This is a genomic window from Mycobacterium sp. Root135, assembly GCF_001426545.1.
Classification (GTDB): Bacteria; Actinomycetota; Actinomycetes; order Mycobacteriales; family Mycobacteriaceae; genus Mycobacterium.
In genome coordinates this window covers 706,996-723,738 of record NZ_LMEZ01000007.1, presented here as the reverse complement: position 1 = coordinate 723,738, position 16,743 = coordinate 706,996, and the positions used below count along the sequence as shown (strand labels likewise).

At 67.6% G+C, this 16,743-nt stretch carries 18 protein-coding genes; 11 read left to right on the top strand and 7 right to left on the bottom strand.

Features of this window, described 5'->3' with window-relative positions; translation table 11 throughout:
* Window positions 1–102: 102 nt before the first annotated feature.
* The 3 genes from ASD37_RS23685 to ASD37_RS23675 all read left to right on the top strand — a co-directional run bounded on the left by ASD37_RS23685 (window position 103) and on the right by ASD37_RS23675 (window position 2,658).
* Window positions 103–831 (top strand): PP2C family serine/threonine-protein phosphatase, encoded by a 729-nt coding sequence (locus ASD37_RS23685; protein ID WP_056557328.1) that lies wholly within the window; start codon window positions 103–105, stop codon window positions 829–831.
* A 39-nt stretch (window positions 832–870) separates the two neighbouring features.
* Entirely contained in the window at window positions 871–1,737 is an 867-nt protein-coding gene (locus ASD37_RS23680; RefSeq protein ID WP_056557325.1) for an SHOCT domain-containing protein, read from the top strand.
* Window positions 1,738–1,812: 75 nt separating this feature from the next.
* Window positions 1,813–2,658 carry a mycofactocin-coupled SDR family oxidoreductase gene (locus tag ASD37_RS23675; RefSeq protein WP_056557322.1) on the top strand — a complete coding sequence of 282 codons (846 nt, stop codon included), beginning with the start codon at window positions 1,813–1,815 and terminating at the stop codon, window positions 2,656–2,658.
* Here ASD37_RS23675 and ASD37_RS23670 read toward each other — a convergent pair.
* Genes ASD37_RS23670 through ddaH form a run of 4 tightly spaced genes read right to left on the bottom strand, consistent with a single transcriptional unit; the run spans window position 2,655 to window position 7,217 of the window.
* Window positions 2,655–3,536 carry a universal stress protein gene (locus ASD37_RS23670; RefSeq protein WP_056557319.1) on the bottom strand — a complete coding sequence of 294 codons (882 nt, stop codon included), beginning with the start codon at window positions 3,534–3,536 and terminating at the stop codon, window positions 2,655–2,657. The genes ASD37_RS23675 and ASD37_RS23670 overlap by 4 nt on opposite strands.
* Window positions 3,537–3,567: 31 nt before the next feature.
* A complete protein-coding gene (locus ASD37_RS23665; protein ID WP_056557317.1) occupies window positions 3,568–5,073 on the bottom strand; it encodes an amino acid permease in 1,506 nt (501 codons plus the stop codon).
* Between the two features lie 18 nt (window positions 5,074–5,091).
* Window positions 5,092–6,336 carry an ornithine--oxo-acid transaminase gene (rocD, locus tag ASD37_RS23660; RefSeq protein ID WP_162253309.1) on the bottom strand — a complete coding sequence of 415 codons (1,245 nt, stop codon included), beginning with the start codon at window positions 6,334–6,336 and terminating at the stop codon, window positions 5,092–5,094.
* 17 nt (window positions 6,337–6,353) lie between these two features.
* The gene (ddaH, locus tag ASD37_RS23655; protein ID WP_056557313.1) at window positions 6,354–7,217 is read right to left on the bottom strand and encodes a dimethylargininase; all 864 of its coding nucleotides are present in this window, start codon (window positions 7,215–7,217) and stop codon (window positions 6,354–6,356) included.
* Window positions 7,218–7,341: 124 nt separating this feature from the next.
* Between ddaH and ASD37_RS23650 the strand changes: the two genes are divergently transcribed.
* Window positions 7,342–7,788: an Lrp/AsnC family transcriptional regulator gene (locus ASD37_RS23650; protein WP_056557311.1), complete on the top strand. Its 447-nt coding sequence runs from the start codon at window positions 7,342–7,344 to the stop codon at window positions 7,786–7,788.
* 19 nt (window positions 7,789–7,807) lie between these two features.
* Window positions 7,808–9,019: an NAD(P)/FAD-dependent oxidoreductase gene (locus ASD37_RS23645; RefSeq protein ID WP_056557591.1), complete on the top strand. Its 1,212-nt coding sequence runs from the start codon at window positions 7,808–7,810 to the stop codon at window positions 9,017–9,019.
* A gap of 25 nt (window positions 9,020–9,044) precedes the next feature.
* On the opposite strand, the gene ASD37_RS23640 is transcribed toward ASD37_RS23645, so the two are convergent.
* The 3 genes from ASD37_RS23640 to mftR form a co-directional block, all read right to left on the bottom strand.
* The gene (locus ASD37_RS23640; RefSeq protein WP_056557309.1) at window positions 9,045–10,334 is read right to left on the bottom strand and encodes a VOC family protein; all 1,290 of its coding nucleotides are present in this window, start codon (window positions 10,332–10,334) and stop codon (window positions 9,045–9,047) included.
* Window positions 10,331–10,849 carry an RNA polymerase sigma factor gene (locus tag ASD37_RS23635; protein ID WP_056557306.1) on the bottom strand — a complete coding sequence of 173 codons (519 nt, stop codon included), beginning with the start codon at window positions 10,847–10,849 and terminating at the stop codon, window positions 10,331–10,333. Before ASD37_RS23635 ends, ASD37_RS23640 begins: the two co-directional genes overlap by 4 nt.
* A 106-nt stretch (window positions 10,850–10,955) precedes the next feature.
* Entirely contained in the window at window positions 10,956–11,558 is a 603-nt protein-coding gene (mftR, locus tag ASD37_RS23630; protein WP_056557589.1) for a mycofactocin system transcriptional regulator, read from the bottom strand.
* 93 nt (window positions 11,559–11,651) lie between these two features.
* Between mftR and mftA the strand changes: the two genes are divergently transcribed.
* From mftA to mftF, 6 genes are all read left to right on the top strand, one after another.
* Complete coding sequence (mftA, locus tag ASD37_RS23625) at window positions 11,652–11,747, top strand: mycofactocin precursor MftA (protein ID WP_056557303.1); 96 nt, start codon at window positions 11,652–11,654, stop codon at window positions 11,745–11,747.
* Window positions 11,732–12,058 (top strand): mycofactocin biosynthesis chaperone MftB, encoded by a 327-nt coding sequence (mftB, locus tag ASD37_RS23620; protein ID WP_056557300.1) that lies wholly within the window; start codon window positions 11,732–11,734, stop codon window positions 12,056–12,058. The genes mftA and mftB overlap by 16 nt, the downstream gene beginning before the upstream one ends.
* A 31-nt stretch (window positions 12,059–12,089) precedes the next feature.
* The gene (gene mftC, locus ASD37_RS23615; RefSeq protein WP_056557298.1) at window positions 12,090–13,280 is read left to right on the top strand and encodes a mycofactocin radical SAM maturase; all 1,191 of its coding nucleotides are present in this window, start codon (window positions 12,090–12,092) and stop codon (window positions 13,278–13,280) included.
* A gap of 3 nt (window positions 13,281–13,283) precedes the next feature.
* Window positions 13,284–14,477, top strand: a complete 1,194-nt coding sequence (gene mftD, locus ASD37_RS23610; protein ID WP_056557295.1) for a pre-mycofactocin synthase MftD — start codon at window positions 13,284–13,286, stop codon at window positions 14,475–14,477.
* Between the two features lie 125 nt (window positions 14,478–14,602).
* On the top strand, window positions 14,603–15,334 hold the full coding sequence (gene mftE, locus ASD37_RS23605; RefSeq protein ID WP_056557292.1) for a mycofactocin biosynthesis peptidyl-dipeptidase MftE: 732 nt from the start codon (window positions 14,603–14,605) through the stop codon (window positions 15,332–15,334).
* Complete coding sequence (mftF, locus tag ASD37_RS23600) at window positions 15,331–16,743, top strand: mycofactocin biosynthesis glycosyltransferase MftF (RefSeq protein ID WP_056557587.1); 1,413 nt, start codon at window positions 15,331–15,333, stop codon at window positions 16,741–16,743. The genes mftE and mftF overlap by 4 nt, the downstream gene beginning before the upstream one ends.

The window sequence follows — 16,743 nt, the reverse complement described above, 5'->3', positions numbered from 1 at the left end:
CTTCGCTCGCCCGGAAGTCGTGGCATGGGCTGCGATTCCGCCACGATCTGGCACGATGAGCGGACTGAGCTGGTCAAACGAAAAGGGTGGTGCGGGTTGTCCGTGATCAACGTGCGTGCGTTCACCGATCTTGGTCTGGTGCGCAAGCGCAACGAAGACGCCATCCTGGTTGCCGGGTGGCTCAGTCAGACGCGCGAAGGATCGCTCGTCACAATGGATTTCGCGCCCACCGCGCCGTTCACGTGCGCCGTGGCCGACGGGATGGGCGGCCACGCCGGTGGCGACCTCGCCAGTCGGGTGGCGCTGACCGTGATCTCGGAACGATCGGTGGACTGGCAGACCCCGGCGAACATCGCCGACACCCTCGTCGAGACCAGCGAGCAGGTACGCGCCGTGGGCGTCGACGCCGACCTGCAGGGCCTCGGTACGACGGTGGCCGGGCTGTGCCTGCTCGACGAGGGCCTGGTGATCTTCAACGTCGGTGACAGCCCGGTGTTCTCGATCACCGACGGTGTCCTGGCACAGATTTCGATCGACGACTCGGTGTTCGACACCAACGGCAGGCCGACCAACATCATCACGCAGTCCCTCGGCCAGTTCCCCCCGGTGCAACCGCACCTCGAGGTGCGTCCTCTCGAGGCGGGCACGTACCTGCTGTGCTCCGACGGTGTGAGCGGGGTGATGTCACCCGAGGAACTGCGGGAGGCCGTCAAGCAACCCGACCTCGACGACGTCGCCGCGACGATCATCGAGACCACCCGTCGCAACGGCGCCCACGACAACTTCTCCTTCCTCATCGTGGAGATTCCGGAATTGTCCTCCGAGGGCTAGTCTGACCTGCAAAACGGCCAGCTGAGAAGGAGCGTGGCAATGTTGGGTCGATACGTGAAGGCGCAGCTGATGGTGCTGCTGTGCGGCGGAATCGTCGGCCCGATCTTCCTCGGGGTGTACTTCACCGTCGGCCAGGGCATGTTCGCCGACTCCATGCGATGGATGTTCTGGACCGGTCTGCTGATCACCGCGGTCGACGTCCTCGTCGCCATCGCGCTGGCCAACTACGGCGCCAAAACCGCCGCGAAGACCCAAATGTTGGAGGCCAACGGGGTTTTGGCGCTGGCCCAGGTGACTGCCATCGGCGAAACCGGCACCCGGATCAACGACCAACCGCTGGTGACGATTGGGCTTCACGTCGAGGGACCCGGCCTGACCCCATTCGACGTCCGGGACAAGGTGATCGCCTCGGTGACGCGGCTGCCGCTGATCACCGGCAGGAAGTTGGTGGTGCTCGTCGACCCCGCCACCAATCAGTACCAAATCGACTGGAATAGAAGCGCTTTGGTCGGCGGCATGATGCCCGCTCAGTTCACCCTTGCCGAGGACGGCGACCGGATGTACGACCTGTCCGGGCAGGCGGGGCCGCTCATGGAGATCATGCAGATCCTGAAGGCCAACGGGGTGGCGATGGACGGCACCATCGACATCCGCTCCAACCCGGCGGTCCGCCAGCAGGTGATGAACGTGGTGAGGAGGGCGGCAGCGCAACGGGTTCCCCCGGCCGCCCACATGGCGGCGCCGACCGTCGACCCGGCGGCACCGTACGTTCCGCCACCCATGCCCGCTCCCGCTGGACCCTCGACCGCTCAGCGCCTGCAGGAACTGGAGACCCTGCGTGCCATGGGCACCATCTCCGACTCCGAGTACACCGCCAAACGGCAGCAGATCATCTCCGAACTCTGACCACTTCTAGAACACGTTCCAGTTTGGCTGCTAGCCTGCTCGTGGCACCGGAAATGGTCGACGAAAGGGCGGTTGATGGCTGCAACACTCGAGGGACGCGTCGCATTCGTGACCGGAGCGGCACGGGGGCAGGGCCGCGCCCACGCCATCCGACTGGCCAACGAGGGTGCCGACATCGTCGCCGTCGACGTGTGCGGACCCGTCTCCGACACCATCACCTACCCAGCCGCCACCTCCGAGGAGCTGGCCGAGACCGCCAGCGCCGTCGAGGCGACCGGCCGCAAGGTGCTGGCCCGTGAGGTCGACATCCGGGACCTCGCCGCCCAGCAGCAGTTGGTCGCCGACACGATCGAACAGTTCGGCCGGCTCGACGTCGTGGTGGCCAACGCCGGCGTACTCAGCTGGGGCCGGATGTTCGAGATGTCGGAAGACCAGTGGGACACCGTCATCGACGTCAACCTGAACGGCACCTGGCGCACCCTGCGTGCGACCGTGCCCGCCATGATCGAGGCGGGCAACGGCGGATCGATCATCGTCGTCAGCTCGTCGGCGGGGCTGAAGGCCACCCCCGGCAACAGTCACTACGCGGCGTCCAAGCACGGCCTCGTCGCCATCACGAACTCCCTGGCACTCGAGGTGGGGGAGTACGGCATCCGGGTGAACTCGATCCACCCGTACTCCATCGACACCCCGATGGTGGAGCCCGACGCCATGATGGAAATCTTCGGCAAGTACCCGACCTACATCCACAGCTTCTCGCCGATGCCGTTCCACCCCGTCAACCACGAGGGCAAGAAGGGGCTTCAGGAATTCATGACGGCCGAAGAGGTTTCGGACGTGGTGACCTGGTTGGCGAGCGACGCGTCCGCGACGATCTCCGGATCGCAGATCGCGGTAGACCGAGGGACCATGAAGTACTAGTTCGGCAGTACCAGCACCGGAACCGGACTGTGCCGCACGATCTTCGTGCCCTTGGACCCCAGGAACACCCGGGCGATCGGACCCTGCGGCGACGTGCCGATGGCGAGTAGATCGCCGTCGTCCCAGTCCGGTGCGTCCAACGCCTGATCCCAGCCGTTGCCGGTGGCCACCTGAAGTTGGACGTCGTCGCCGACGATGCCATTGGTCTTCAACGCCGCCAACGCCTCTCGCGACGCCAACGCCCAAGACTGCAGGATCGACGTCTCGGCGTCGAGCCCCACCTCCGGCGGATACATCGTGCGACCCCGTACCGCAAAGGTGATGACGCGCAACGGAATCTGAAGCTGCTCGGCAAGTGTCGCGCAGCGCTCGACCACGTGCAACGAATCGGCGGTGCCGGGGTACGCCGCGGTGATGCGGGTCAACCCGTGCGACTTGGAGCCGCGGTAGCCGCGCGGACAGATCGCCAACGGCACCGGCGACGAATGCAGCAAGCGGTCCGCCGTCGACCCCACCACGACCTGGCCGAGGCTGCCGTCCGACGCCGAACCCAGCACCAGCGCTTCGGCTTTCAGGTCCCCGACCGCCTGCAGCAGTCCGCCGGGCGCAGACCGGTGCGCATACTTGTGGAAGCTGACCTCAAGCGTGTCGTCGAGCGCGGCGACGCACTGTTTGGCCTGTGTCGCCGAATCGGCGGCCAGCTTGTCGGCGTACTGCGCGTACTCGGCGTCGACGCGCGCGGGCGACGGCGTGGTCCACGGCTTGGGCACCACGGTGACGACCGACAGTGACGTCTTGAGCGTCCTGGCCGCCTCCACACCGAGATTCAGCGCGGACGTCCCGGCCTTTCCGGCGAGGTAGCCGACGATGACAGTCATGCGCGATCCCGCTTCGCTTCTCGCTGGGAAGTCATGGAACGTCCTTGTCCCTCGGACCCACGACGTCCACGTCGTCCACCCCCGGTGCCGCCGAGGCGATGACGCCGTCACCACCGTCGTTGAGCGCACTGTGGTGCCGGCCCCACAGCAGGTAGTACGCCCAGACGACCAACACCCAGGCGCTGAACGCAATCCACGTGTACCAATGCAGGCTGTACAGGATGTAGCCGCACGCCAGGATCGAGAGGATCGGCGTCACCGGGTACAGCGGCACCTTGAACCCGCGCGGCAGATCGGGCTCGCGGCGGCGCAGGATGATCACGCCGAGGGACACCACGATGAATGCCGTCAGGGTGCCGATCGACACCATGTCGGCGAGCTTGTCCAAGGGGATGAAGCCGGCCAGGATCGACACCACGATCGCCACGACGATGGTGTTGTTCACCGGCGTCATGCTCTTCGGGTTGACCTTGGCGAACATCGACGGCAGCAGCCCGTCGCGGCCCATGGCGAACAGGATGCGGGTCTGGCCGTACATCGTCACGAGGGTGACCGAGAAGATCGAGATGACCGCGCCGGCCGCGAGGACGGTGCTCCAGAAACTCAGTCCGGTGACGTCGTCGAGGATCTGCGCCAGCCCCGCCTCCTGGCCCTCGAAACCCGTCCAGTCCTGCGCGCCGAGCGCGGCGAACGTCACCAAGAGGTAGATGCCGGTGACGATCAGCAGAGCGGCGATGATGGCCCGCGGCATGGTCTTCTGCGGATCCTTGACCTCGTCGCCCGCCGTCGACACGGCGTCGAGGCCGATGTAGGAGAAGAAGATGGTGCCCGCCGCGAGGCCGACGGCCGCGCCGCCCATCGGGGCGAAGTCGGCGAAGTGGTTGGTGGTGAAGCCGGTGAACGCGATGACGGAGAACATCGCCAGCACGCCGAGTTTGATCAGCACCATGACGGTGTTGGCCTTGGCCGACTCCGAGGCGCCCCGGATGAGCAGCAGCATGCACATCACCACGAGCACGATGGCCGGCAGGTTGACGATCCCGGGGTCGTCGTCCCACGGTGCCGCCGTGATCGCGTGCGGCAGGCTGACGCCGAAGAGGTTCTGCAACAACTTGTTGAGGTACTGGCTCCACCCGACGGCAACCGCCGCGGTCGACACCCCGTACTCGAGTAGCAGGCAGGCCGCCACGCCCATCGCGACGAACTCACCGAGCGTCGTATAGGCGTAGGAGTACGTCGACCCGGAAACCGGTACCGCCGACGCCATTTCGGCGTAGCAGATGGCGGCAAGGCCGGCCGCGATACCGGCCAGCACGAAGGACAGGAGCACCGCGGGTCCCGCCTCGGGGACCGCCTCCGACAGGACGAAGAAGATGCCGGTGCCGACTGTGGCGCCCACGCCGAACATCGTCAGCTGGAACACGCCGATGGTGCGTTTGAGTTCCTGGGCGGCGCCATGCGCGACGGGGGCACCCATGATCGGGCGGCGCCGCAGCATCTGTTCGGTCAAGCTGACCGTTGGTGAAGGTGATGCCATGGGGCCTCCTCGGCAGGGTCAAACGGTGGCGGTCGTTCGTGATGCGAGGGCGTCGGTCAGTACGGCGGCGAACTGGTCGACGGCCCAGTCGATCTCCTCTTCGGTGATGACGATGGGCGGGGCAAACCTCAGGGTGGAACCGTGCGTGTCCTTTACGAGAACACCGCGCGCGGCCAAGCGCAAGCTGACGTGCTTACCGGTGCCGATCCGCGGGTCGACGTCGACGCCCGCCCACAGGCCCATTCCGCGGACGGCGAGGACACCGTGGCCGATGAGTCCGCGCAGCCGAGTATGCAGGTGCTCTCCGAGTTCGGCTGAGCGAACCTGATATTCGCCGCGCTGCAACATCGAGACCACGGTGGTGCCGATGGCCGCGGCCAACGGATTGCCGCCGAACGTCGATCCGTGCTCACCGGGGTGCAGCACGCCGAGCACGTCGCGGTTGGCCACCACCGCCGACAGCGCGACGACACCGCCGCCGAGCGCCTTGCCAAGGAGGTAGACGTCGGGCACGACGCCCCAGTGGTCGCACGCGAACGTCCGACCGGTGCGGGCGAGACCGGCCTGGATCTCGTCGGCGATCATCAGGACGTTGCGTTCGGTGCACAGCGCGCGCACCCGCGGCAGGTAGTCGTCGGCAGGCACGATGATGCCCGCCTCGCCCTGGATGGGCTCCAACAGAACGCCGACGGTGTTCTCGTCGATCGCGGCGGCCATGGCGTCGACGTCCCCGAAGGGCACGGCGCGGAATCCCGGTGTGTACGGTCCGAAGCCGCGGCGTGCCGTCTCGTCGTCGGAGAAGCTGATGATGGTCGTGGTGCGGCCGTGGAAGTTGTTGTGCGCCACGATGATGTTGGATTGGTCGGTGGCGACGCCCTTGACGTCGGTACCCCACTTGCGGGCGACCTTGATACCGCTCTCGACGGCCTCGGCGCCACTGTTCATCGGCAGCACCATGTCCTTGCCGCACAGTTCGGCGAGCGCAGCGCAGAACGGGCCGAGCCGGTCGGAGTGGAAGGCCCGGCTGACCAGGGTGACGGCGTCGAGTTGGGCGTGAGCGGTGGCGATCACCTCGGGGTTGCGGTGGCCGAAGTTGACCGCCGAATAGGCGGCCAGGCAATCCAGGTAGCGGCGGCCCTCGACGTCGGTGATCCAGGCGCCCTCGGCGGACGCGGCGACGACGGGCAGCGGCGAGTAGTTGTGCGCCGCGTAGCGGTCGTCGAGCGCGATCGCCGCCTGGCTGAGATCTCCGGGTTCGGTCATGACGGTGTCCAGAATGGTCACGAGTACACCTCCAGCGTGCAGCATTTGACGGATCCGCCGCCCTTGAACAATTCGGACAGGTCGACGCCGATCGGTTCGAAGCCGAGTTCGGCGATCTGGGCGGCGAATCCGGTGGCGTTGGCGGGAAGCACCACGTGCTTGCCGTCGGAGACGACGTTGAGGCCGAGGACGTAGGCGTCGGCCGACCCGACCTCGACGGCGTCGGGGAACAGTCGTTGCAACTGCGCCCTCGCGGCGTCGCTGAAGGCGGGAGGGTAGTAGGCAACGGTGGTGTCGTCGAGGACCGCCAGTGCGGTGTCGAGGTGGTAGAAGCGCGGGTCGACCAACTCCAGGCTGACGACGGGCAGGCCGGTGAGCTCGGCCACCTCGGCGTGGGCCCGCACATCGGTGCGAAAACCGTAGCCCGCCAATATCGTCGAGCCGACCACCAGAAGGTCACCCTGGCCCTCGTTGACGTGGCGGGTGTGGTGCGGCTCGAATCCGCGACTGCTCATCCACTCGGCGTAGGCCGCGGCCTCGCCGGCGCGCTGCGGGTAGGCGAACCGGGCGACGATCGCCGTGCCGTCGACGACCAGTCCGCCGTTGGCGGCGTAGACCATGTCGGGGAGGCCGGCGACGGGCTCGACCATCTCGACGGTGTGCCCGAGCGTGCGGTAGATCGAAAGCAGCTGCTCCCATTGCCGCACGGCAAGCGCGGCGTCGACGGGGGTGGAGGTGTCCATCCACGGGTTGATGGCGTACTCGACGGTGAAGAACGTCGGCGCCGTCATGGCGTATCGGCGGAGGCTAGGCGTGCGGACTCGGTGCGTCGCGGCGGCGACATCGGACGCCGGGGAACCGGCGATATCTGCAATCGTCATGAAACAAACGATATGGGGCGGTCCGCACGCAATCAATCGCCACTCATTGCGTATTGGTGCACACTTCGTTGTTGAAAAGCTAGGATTGTGACGATTTGTTGTTCACGATCGGAAACGAGGCACCGTGGACCGTCTGGACCAGACCGATGAACGCATTCTCGCCGAGTTGGCCGACCATGCGCGCGCCACCTTCGCGGAGATTGGGCAGCGGGTGAATCTGTCCGCGCCCGCGGTGAAACGACGCGTCGACCGGATGCTCGACGACGGGGTCATCCGCAGCTTCACCACCGTCGTCGACCGCAACGCAATCGGTTGGAACACCGAGGCTTACGTGCAGGTGTTCTGCCACGGCACGATCGCACCCGCGGAACTGCGAAAGGCGTGGATCGGCATCCCAGAAGTGGTGAGCGCAGCCACCGTGACGGGCACCGCCGACGCCATCCTGCACGTGCTCGCACGCGACATGCGCCACCTCGAGGAAGCGCTCGAACGCATCAGGGCAAGCGCCGACATCGAGCGCAGCGAAAGCATCGTCGTGCTGTCCAACATCATCGAGCGGGCGCCCGTCTGACCGTCCCCCGCCATGGGTGATGCACTGCGGACCGGCCCCATCGTGTAAGAAAAGCCCCGTGACTACATCTGGCGGCATCGTCATCGTCGGTGGGGGACTCGCCGCGTCGCGCACTGCCGAGCAACTGCGCCGTGCCGAGTACACCGGCCCCATCACGCTCATCAGCGACGAGGACCACCTGCCCTACGACCGGCCACCGCTGTCCAAGGAAGTGCTGCGCGCCGAGACCGACGACGTCACGCTCAAGCCCGCCGAGTTCTACGAGGAGAAGGACATCACCGTCCTGCTCGGATCAGCCGCGACGAGCCTGGACACCACCGCGCAGACGCTGACACTCGCCAACGGCGAGGTGGTGTCCTACGACGAACTCGTGATCGCAACGGGACTGGTACCCAAGCGGATTCCGTCCTTCCCCGACCTCGAAGGCGTCCGCGTGCTGCGGACACTCGGGGAAAGCTTGGCACTACGCGAGCACGCAGGCACGGCACGCAACGCCGTCGTCATCGGAGCCGGGTTCATCGGGTGCGAGGTCGCCGCGAGCCTGCGCTCACTTGGCGTCGCCGTCGCGCTCGTCGAACCACAGCCCACGCCGTTGGCCTCGGTGCTCGGCGAGCAGATCGGCCAGCTGGTCGCGCGGCTGCACCGGGCCGAGGGCGTGGACGTGCGCTGCGGCGTCGGCGTCACCGAGATCAAGGGCACCGGCCACGTCGAGAAGGTCGTGCTGTCGGACGGCACCGAACTGGACGCCGACATCGTCGTGGTCGGCGTCGGGTCGCGGCCGTCGACCGATTGGCTCGAGGGTAGTGGCGTCGCGGTCGACAACGGCGTGGTCTGCGACGTCGCAGGCCGCACCAGCGCGCCGAACGTGTGGGCCATCGGCGACGTCGCCTCCTGGCGTGACGCCCTTGGTGATCAAGTGCGCGTTGAGCATTGGAGCAACGTCGCCGAACAAGCGCGGGTCATCGTTCCCGCGATGCTCGGCGTCGACGCCACTTCTGCGGTGACGGTGCCCTACTTCTGGAGCGACCAGTACGACGTCAAGATCCAGTGCCTCGGCGAGCCGGAGGCCGACGACGTCGTGCACCTCGTCGCCGACGACGGCCGCAAGTTCCTGGCCTACTACGAGCGTGACGGCGCGGTCGTCGGCGTGGTGGGCGGCGGCATGCCGGGCAAGGTGATGAAGGCCCGCGCCAAGATCGCCGCTGGCGCCCCCATCGCCGACGTCCTCTAGCGATTTCGCCCAAGACGCGAGTGGGCTAGTGCTGGCCGAGGTAGAAGCGCACGCCTTGGTCGTCGGCACACAGAGCCGAGCTGCCGTAGGACTGCGCCGACGGCTCCTCGATCACGGTGCCGCCGGCCTCCCGAACCCGCTGCACCGCGGATTCGACGTCGTTGACGGTCCACATCGGCACGGTCACCGGCTCGGCGTTCCCGCCGGCGACGCCCGCCATCGGATGCACCGACCTGGGCTCCCACCCGTCGTCGATGCGTCCCGGCTCGAAGGTCCAGCCAAGTACGCGTCCGTAAAACCGACGGAAGGTCGCCGAGTCGGTGGCCATGAAGGTGACGTACGAAAGTTCGCCCGGCCCAGTGCCATTGAGTGCGGGCCGTGGGTCCCTGCCGGTGGGTTGATACACCGCGAAGGCCGTGCCAGCCGGGTCGGTGGCGTCGACGGTGGGGCCGTGCGGGGTCTGCGAGATCTCGCCGGCCTCGCCGCCCTCGTCGAGGATCGCCTCCCGCGCCGCCGCCACGTCGGTCACCGCGTAGCAGCAGAACAACGTCGGCGAACCGGGCATGGCGACGATGCCGATGGGCTGATCGGTGTTGGTCACCCGGTGCGACGTGGGGTCGCAGCGCCAGCCCAGCACGTGACCGTAGAACGCCGCCGATCGCTCCGGATCGTCGGTCCACACCGACACGTAGCCGATGTCGCCGTGGCGGATCGGGCTGACCGCCCCGGCGACCGGCCCGCTCAGCATCCACCGATGGCCGAACGGGTCGACGACGGTGGCACCGCGGGAGCCGTAGCCTTCGTAGACCTCGCGCACGACGTCGGCGCCGTGTTCGCGTGCCCGCTCCAGCGCGGCGTCGGTGTCGGCGACGTGCAGCATCAGGCTCACCGAGACAGCTTGCGGGGCAGGCGCTTTCAGGCCAATCTCGGGGAACTCGTCGGCCAGGTACAACGTGCCACCGGCGATCGACAGTTCGGCGTGGCCGACCCGGCCGTCGTCCATCACGATCGGATCGCCCACCAGGACGGCGCCGAACGCGTCGGCGTACCACGCGATCGCCTCCCTGGCGCCTGCGACGGCGAGGTAGGGAAGTGCCGCGGGCCGGGGGGCCGCTGGGGCGACGGTGGTCGCGTTCAACTCGGCGATGGCGGTATCGGTGCCGCTCATGGTGACTCCTTCGGTTCGATTGGGCAGGGACAGCGCCGATTCCAGACGCTCCCGCAGCCGTGCCGCGAATGCCGGATCTGGCGCCACCGGAAGGTCGTCGCCGCGCAGCACGCTCAACGGATCGTGGCTGTTCCGTTCACCGTTCACGGCGTTCCTCCTTCCGGGTAGTGGGTTCTGAACGCGCGGCGGGCCCGCACCAACAGCGCTTCCGTGGCGTGCACCGTGCGGCCGATCAGTTCGGCGCACTCGGGCACCGACCGGTCGTCGAGATAGCGCAGGGTCAGCACCACCCGATGGTGTTCGGGAAGCCTGGCCAGCACGCTCTCTGCCACGATGCGGTCGAGTTCGGCGTCCCAGTCGTCGGTGGGGTCGACGGGCTCGGGCAGGTCGGCCACCGGGACGGTGAACCGGTCGTGCCGTCGCCGGTAGTAATCGGCGAGCTTGTGGCGGGCGACGCCGATCAGCCACGCGACCGTCATGGGCGGTGGCGAGTCGCGTCTCGCGGCGTCCATCGCCGCGAGAAACGTCTCCGACGTCAGGTCCTCGGCGGCGCCGCGGTCACCGCAGCGTCGGATGAAGTACCCGTAGACGGCGGGCAGGGCCTCGTCGTACAGCGCAAGCAGCGCCCGGGGCGCGTCTTGGGAGTGCGATTCGGCTCTCACACCCTCATCGTCGCCGTTGCGGCCCGAACTCCGACGCCCATTCCCGCGATTTGTGGAGCTTCAGGAGCGGTGAGCGCTCCCGAACGCACACAAATCGCGAGGGGGGCTAGGGGTCGAGTGCGGCGAGGCCGGCGCTGACGGTGTCGAACGCCTCGCCGAGTGACCACGGCAGCGAGACCGACTCGTCGGCGAGCCAGTGCCCGTAGGCCGAGAGGGCGACCCCGAGCATCGACCACGCCGTGGTCTGGGGGATGAGGTCGCCGGGATCGAGTCCGAGCCGCTCGGCGACGAAGTCCGCGACGACGGCCCGCCAGCCCGCGTACATCGTCATCGAATGGGCTTGAAGGGCGTCGGTCTCCAGGATGACGCGCATGCGCTGACGGTGATGGGCTGTCTCCGCGTCGTCGAAGCTGTTGAACGCCAACAGGGCTGAGCGCAACGCGGCGGTGATCGGTGCGTCGGTGGGGACGTCGCCGAGCAATGCCCGCATGTGGTCGAGGTGTGCGTCGAAGTCGCCCCACGGGATGGCGTTCTTCGACGGGTAGTAGCGGAAGAGGGTGCGGCGGGCGATCCCCGCGGCGCGGGCGACGTCGTCGACGCTGACCTCGTCGAAGCCACGACTGGCGAACAATTCGAGGGCCACGTTGGTGATGTGGTCGCCGGTGGTGGACCGACGTCTGCCCACTCTGGCCGCGGGTTGACGACTCATCGAGATCCGCCCTTCCGTTTCGGCACTCGATGCCATATTCTTGCGATCTCGATCACATTTGTCGAGACCCCCACCCATCGAAAGGGCGAAACCATGGAGCCGACTCAGCAGACCGAGGCCGAATCCGAACTCGTCACCGAGAGCCTCGTCGAAGAGGTCTCGATCGACGGCATGTGCGGCGTCTACTGACGGTGGCCGCTTCTTCGGAGGCCCCAGCGGACGTACCGGTGTTCGACCCCGACGTCCGCTGGCGGCTGCACCCCCAGGTGGCGGTGCGGCCCGAACCGTTCGGTGCGTTGCTGTATCACTTTGGCACGCGCAAGCTTTCGTTCCTGAAGAACACCAAGATCGTCGAGGTCGTCAACTCCCTCGACGCTCACCCCGACGCTAGGTCGGCCTGCCGCGCGGCAGGGATCGACGACGCCGCGCTGGCGCCCTACCTTCACGCCCTCGGCGTGCTTGTCACATCCAAGATGCTGGTCCGCGAGGAGAACACATGACCTACAAGCGAGAAGCGAAGCGGGATCGCGCATGACTACGACTCTTTCCCCAGCACCGGTTCCGAAGTTGGTCGAGCAGTTCGAGCACGGGTTGGACGCGCCGATCTGCCTGACGTGGGAACTGACCTACGCGTGCAACCTGTCCTGCGTGCACTGCCTGTCCTCTTCTGGCAAGCGCGATCCGCGCGAGCTGAGCACCCAACAGTGCAAGGACGTCATCGACGAGCTCGAACGCATGCAGGTGTTCTACGTGAACATCGGCGGCGGCGAGCCGACCGTGCGGTCGGACTTCTGGGAGCTGGTCGACTACGCCACCGAGCATCACGTCGGCGTGAAGTTCTCCACCAACGGGGTGCGGATCGACAAGGCCGTCGCGGCCAAGCTCGCCGCCAGTGACTACGTCGACGTCCAGATTTCGCTGGACGGCGCCACCGCCGAGGTCAACGACGCCGTGCGTGGACCAGGGTCCTTCGCCATGGCGATCCGGGCGCTGGAGAACCTGTCGGAGGCCGGTTTTCGCGACGCGAAGATCTCCGTCGTCGTCACCCGACACAACGTCGGCCAGCTCGACGAGTTCAAGGCGCTGGCCGACAGCTACGGCGCCACTCTGCGCATCACCCGACTGCGGCCGTCGGGCCGCGGCGCCGACGTCTGGGACGAACTGCACCCGACCGCAGCCCAGCAGGTCCAGCTGTACGACTGGCTGGTGGCCCGCGGTGACGGCATCCTCACCGGCGACTCCTTCTTCCACCTTTCGGGGCTCGGACAGCCCGGCGCTCTCGCCGGCCTCAACCTGTGCGGCGCCGGACGCGTGGTGTGCCTGATCGATCCCGTCGGCGATGTCTACGCCTGCCCGTTCGCCATCCACGACCGGTTCCTCGCCGGAAACATCCTCGCGGACAGCGGTTTCAAGAACGTGTGGCAGAACTCGAAGCTGTTCCGCGAGCTGCGCGAACCGCAGTCCGCCGGTGCCTGCGGCAGCTGCGACCACTACGACGGCTGCCGCGGAGGCTGTATGGCCGCCAAGTTCTTCACCGGCCTGCCGCTCGACGGGCCCGACCCGGAATGCGTCCAGGGTTACGGCGAACCAGCCCTCGCCCTGGAGCGGGACAAGCCGAAGCCCAGCGGGGACCATTCCCGTTCCGGCGGTCGCAAGGGTCCGATTCCGCTGAAGCTCCTCAAGCTCCCGCCCAAGAAGTTCTGCAACGAAAGCCCCGTATAAATCATGGCCCGTGACATCTGGTTCGAAACCGTCGCCATCGCGCAGCAGCGCGCGAAGAAGCGACTGCCGAAGTCCGTCTACAGCTCGCTGATCGCCGCCAGTGAGCGCGGCATCACCGTTGCCGACAACGTCGACGCCTTCGGTGAGATCGGCTTCGCCCCGCACGTGATCGGTGCGATCGAGAAGCGTGATCTGGCGACAACTGTGATGGGACAAGAGATCTCACTGCCGGTGATGATCTCCCCGACAGGTGTGCAGGCCGTCCACCCCGACGGTGAGGTCGCCGTTGCGCGGGCTGCCGCGGCACGCGGGACCGCGATGGGGCTGTCGTCGTTTGCAAGCAAGCCCATCGAAGACGTGATCGCCGCCAACCCCAAGCTCTTCTTCCAGGTCTACTGGCTGGGCGGTCGCGAAGCCATCGCCGCCCGGGTGGAACGGGCCAGGGCGGCAGGCGCGGTCGGAATCATCGTCACCACCGACTGGAGCTTCTCGCACGGCCGCGACTGGGGCAGCCCGGTGATCCCGGAGGAGATGAACCTCCGCACCACCGTCCGGATGATGCCGGAGGGGTTGACCCGGCCGAGCTGGTTGCTGCAGTGGGCCAAGACCATGCGCCCGCCGAACCTTCGCGTACCCAACCAGGGCAACGCGGGCGAAGCCGGGCCGCCGTTCTTCTCCGCCTACGGAGAGTGGATGGGCACGCCGCCTCCGACGTGGGAGGACATCGCCTGGCTGGTCGACCTGTGGGGCGGTCCGGTGATGCTGAAGGGCGTCATGCGAGTCGACGACGCGAAACGCGCTGTCGACGCAGGTGTCTCGGCAATCTCGGTGTCCAACCACGGTGGCAACAACCTCGACGGAACGCCCGCGTCGATCCGCGCACTTCCGGCGATCGCCGCATCGGTCGGCGACCAGGTCGAGGTGCTCCTCGACGGCGGCATCCGCCGCGGCAGCGACGTCGTCAAGGCTCTCGCGCTCGGAGCGCGCGCCGTGATGCTCGGTCGCGCCTACCTGTGGGGCCTCGCGGCCGAGGGGCAGCCTGGCGTCGAGAACGTGCTCGACATCATGCGCAGCGGCATCGACTCCGCGCTGATGGGACTCGGCAAGGCGTCCATCCACGATCTGACTGCCGACGACGTGCTGGTCCCGGCGGGCTTCACCCGCGCGCTTGGCATGCCCACCGCCGAGAACGCCTAAGCCTCGCCGCTGGTCCCGGTGGGGCGGGCGGTGCTGACGAGGCGGACGTGATGGCCCGACCATCCCCGGGACCAAAATCGTCTGAATCTCATGCCGCGCAAACCCCAACATCCGGCGCACACCAGGTGAATTCGGCCTACGATCGGCGGGTGGCTTTCCCCAACGAGCTTGGGATCTCAACGGCGAGGCAGCTCCACGAACTGTCACCCGCATTGATCATTCCTCTAGGCTCGACCGAGCAGCATGGGCCACACCTGCCCGTTGACACCGACACCCGGATCGCGTCGGCGGTCGCCCGCAGGATTGCCGAGCAACTTGCCGACCCATGGATGCTGGCGCCCGCGATCGGCTACGGCGCCAGCGGCGAGCATCAGGGATTTCCCGGAACGGTCTCGATCGGCACCGCTGCGCTCCAGCTCCTGCTGGTCGAATACGGTCGGTCGGCGTGCGACTGGGCCTCCCGGCTGGTCTTCGTCAACGGGCACGGTGGCAACGTCGCCGCGGTTGCCGCAGCCGTCACCCTGCTCCGCAGCGAAGGCCGCGACGTCGCGTGGTGCGCGTGCAGCGTCCCCGGCGCCGACGCGCATGCCGGTCACACCGAAACGTCTGTATTGCTACATATTTCGCCCGAGCTGGTGCACACCCAGGAGTGGGTCGCGGGTAACGAGAGGCCGTTGGCGGAGCTCATGCCCCGCCTTCGTGACGGCGGCGTCGCCGCGGTCAGTTCGGTCGGCGTCCTTGGCAACCCCACCACGGCATCAGCAGCCGAGGGGTCGCGTATCTTTGCTGAAATGGTCGACACCTGCACCCGCCGCGTCGCGGCGTGGACCCCCGGTGCCGGGGGGCTCTTGCAGTGACCGAACCACGACTGCCCGACGGCTTTGCCGTGCAGGTGGACAGACGGGTGAGAGTGCTCGGAGCGGGATCGGCGCTTCTCGGCGGCTCACCCACCCGGCTGCTGCGCTTGGCGCCCGCCGCGCAAACGATGCTGAGCAGCGGTCGCCTCGAGGTCCACGACGCCCAGAGCGCGCAGTTGGCCCGCACCCTGCTGGACGCCACCGTTGCCCACCCCCGCCCGGCGAGCGGCCCGTCGCACCGCGACGTCACCGTCGTAATCCCGGTGCTGAACAACGCGATTGGGCTCAGGCGCCTGGTGTCGACGCTGCGCGGCATGTGCGTCGTCGTGGTCGACGACGGCTCGTCGCCGCCGGTACGGATGGACGACTTCGCGGGCCTGCACTGCGACGTGCGGGTGCTGCGCCACCCGGTCAGCAAGGGTCCCGCCGCCGCCCGCAACGCCGGCCTGGCCGTCTGCCAAACCGACTTCGTCGCGTTCCTCGACTCCGACGTCGTCCCGCGCCGCGGCTGGCTCGAGGCGCTTCTCGGGCACTTCTGCGATCCCGCCGTCGCCCTGGTGGCGCCGCGGATCGTCGCGCTGAACGAACCGCACAACATGGTGGCGCGCTACGAGGCGGTGCGGTCCTCGCTCGACCTGGGCCAGCGGGAAGCCCCCGTCGTGCCCTACGGGACCGTCTCCTACGTGCCAAGCGCGGCCATCATCTGCCGTCGGACCGCACTCGAGAACGTCGGCGGATTCGACGAGACGTTGAGGTCCGGCGAAGACGTCGACCTCTGCTGGCGCTTCGTCGAGGCAAAGGCGCGGCTACGGTACGAGCCGATCGCCCTAGTCGGCCACGACCATCGAACGACGCTGCGAAAGTGGTTCGCCCGCAAGGCGTTCTATGGTTCCTCGGCTGCGCCACTTGCGGTCCGGCACCCGGGGAAGACGGCCCCGCTAGTGCTGTCCGGGTGGACCCTGCTGGTGTGGCTGCTGTTGGCGATGGGCTCGGGAGTCGGCTACGTCGCGTCGACGGTCGTCGCCGCGATCACGGGCCGCAAGATCGCGAAGGTGCTCAGCGCGGTCGACACCGAACCGAGGGAAGTGGCCGCGGTCGCCGCGCAAGGGCTGTGGTCGGCGGCACTGCAGTTGTCGTCGGCGATCTGCAGGCACTACTGGCCCATCGCCCTGGTGGCCGCCGTCTGCTTCCGGCGCTGCAGGCAGGTGGTGCTGGTGGCCGCCGTCGTGGACGGCGTCGTCGACTGGGCGAGCAGGAACGGCAACGTCGACGACGACTCCAAACGGGTCGGGTTGTTCTCCTACGTCCTGCTCAGGCGGCTCGACGACATCGCCTACGGGCTTGGCCTGTGGCAGGGCGTCGTGCGCGAGCGTCACCTCGGCGCGCTCAAGCCGCAAATCCGGACGTGA

Excerpts from the sequence above, each read along its gene's own strand:
- ASD37_RS23680 (WP_056557325.1), top strand. The coding sequence starts at position 871 with ATGTTGGGTCGATACGTGAAGGCGCAGCTGATGGTGCTGCTGTGCGGC.
- ASD37_RS23675 (WP_056557322.1), top strand. The coding sequence starts at position 1,813 with ATGGCTGCAACACTCGAGGGACGCGTCGCATTCGTGACCGGAGCGGCA.
- ASD37_RS23670 (WP_056557319.1), bottom strand. The coding sequence starts at position 3,536 with ATGACTGTCATCGTCGGCTACCTCGCCGGAAAGGCCGGGACGTCCGCG.
- ASD37_RS23665 (WP_056557317.1), bottom strand. The coding sequence starts at position 5,073 with ATGGCATCACCTTCACCAACGGTCAGCTTGACCGAACAGATGCTGCGG.
- rocD (WP_162253309.1), bottom strand. The coding sequence starts at position 6,336 with ATGACCGAACCCGGAGATCTCAGCCAGGCGGCGATCGCGCTCGACGAC.
- ddaH (WP_056557313.1), bottom strand. The coding sequence starts at position 7,217 with ATGACGATTGCAGATATCGCCGGTTCCCCGGCGTCCGATGTCGCCGCC.
- ASD37_RS23645 (WP_056557591.1), top strand. The coding sequence starts at position 7,808 with ATGCACTGCGGACCGGCCCCATCGTGTAAGAAAAGCCCCGTGACTACA.
- mftR (WP_056557589.1), bottom strand. The coding sequence starts at position 11,558 with ATGAGTCGTCAACCCGCGGCCAGAGTGGGCAGACGTCGGTCCACCACC.
- mftA (WP_056557303.1), top strand. The coding sequence starts at position 11,652 with ATGGAGCCGACTCAGCAGACCGAGGCCGAATCCGAACTCGTCACCGAG.
- mftC (WP_056557298.1), top strand. The coding sequence starts at position 12,090 with ATGACTACGACTCTTTCCCCAGCACCGGTTCCGAAGTTGGTCGAGCAG.
- mftD (WP_056557295.1), top strand. The coding sequence starts at position 13,284 with ATGGCCCGTGACATCTGGTTCGAAACCGTCGCCATCGCGCAGCAGCGC.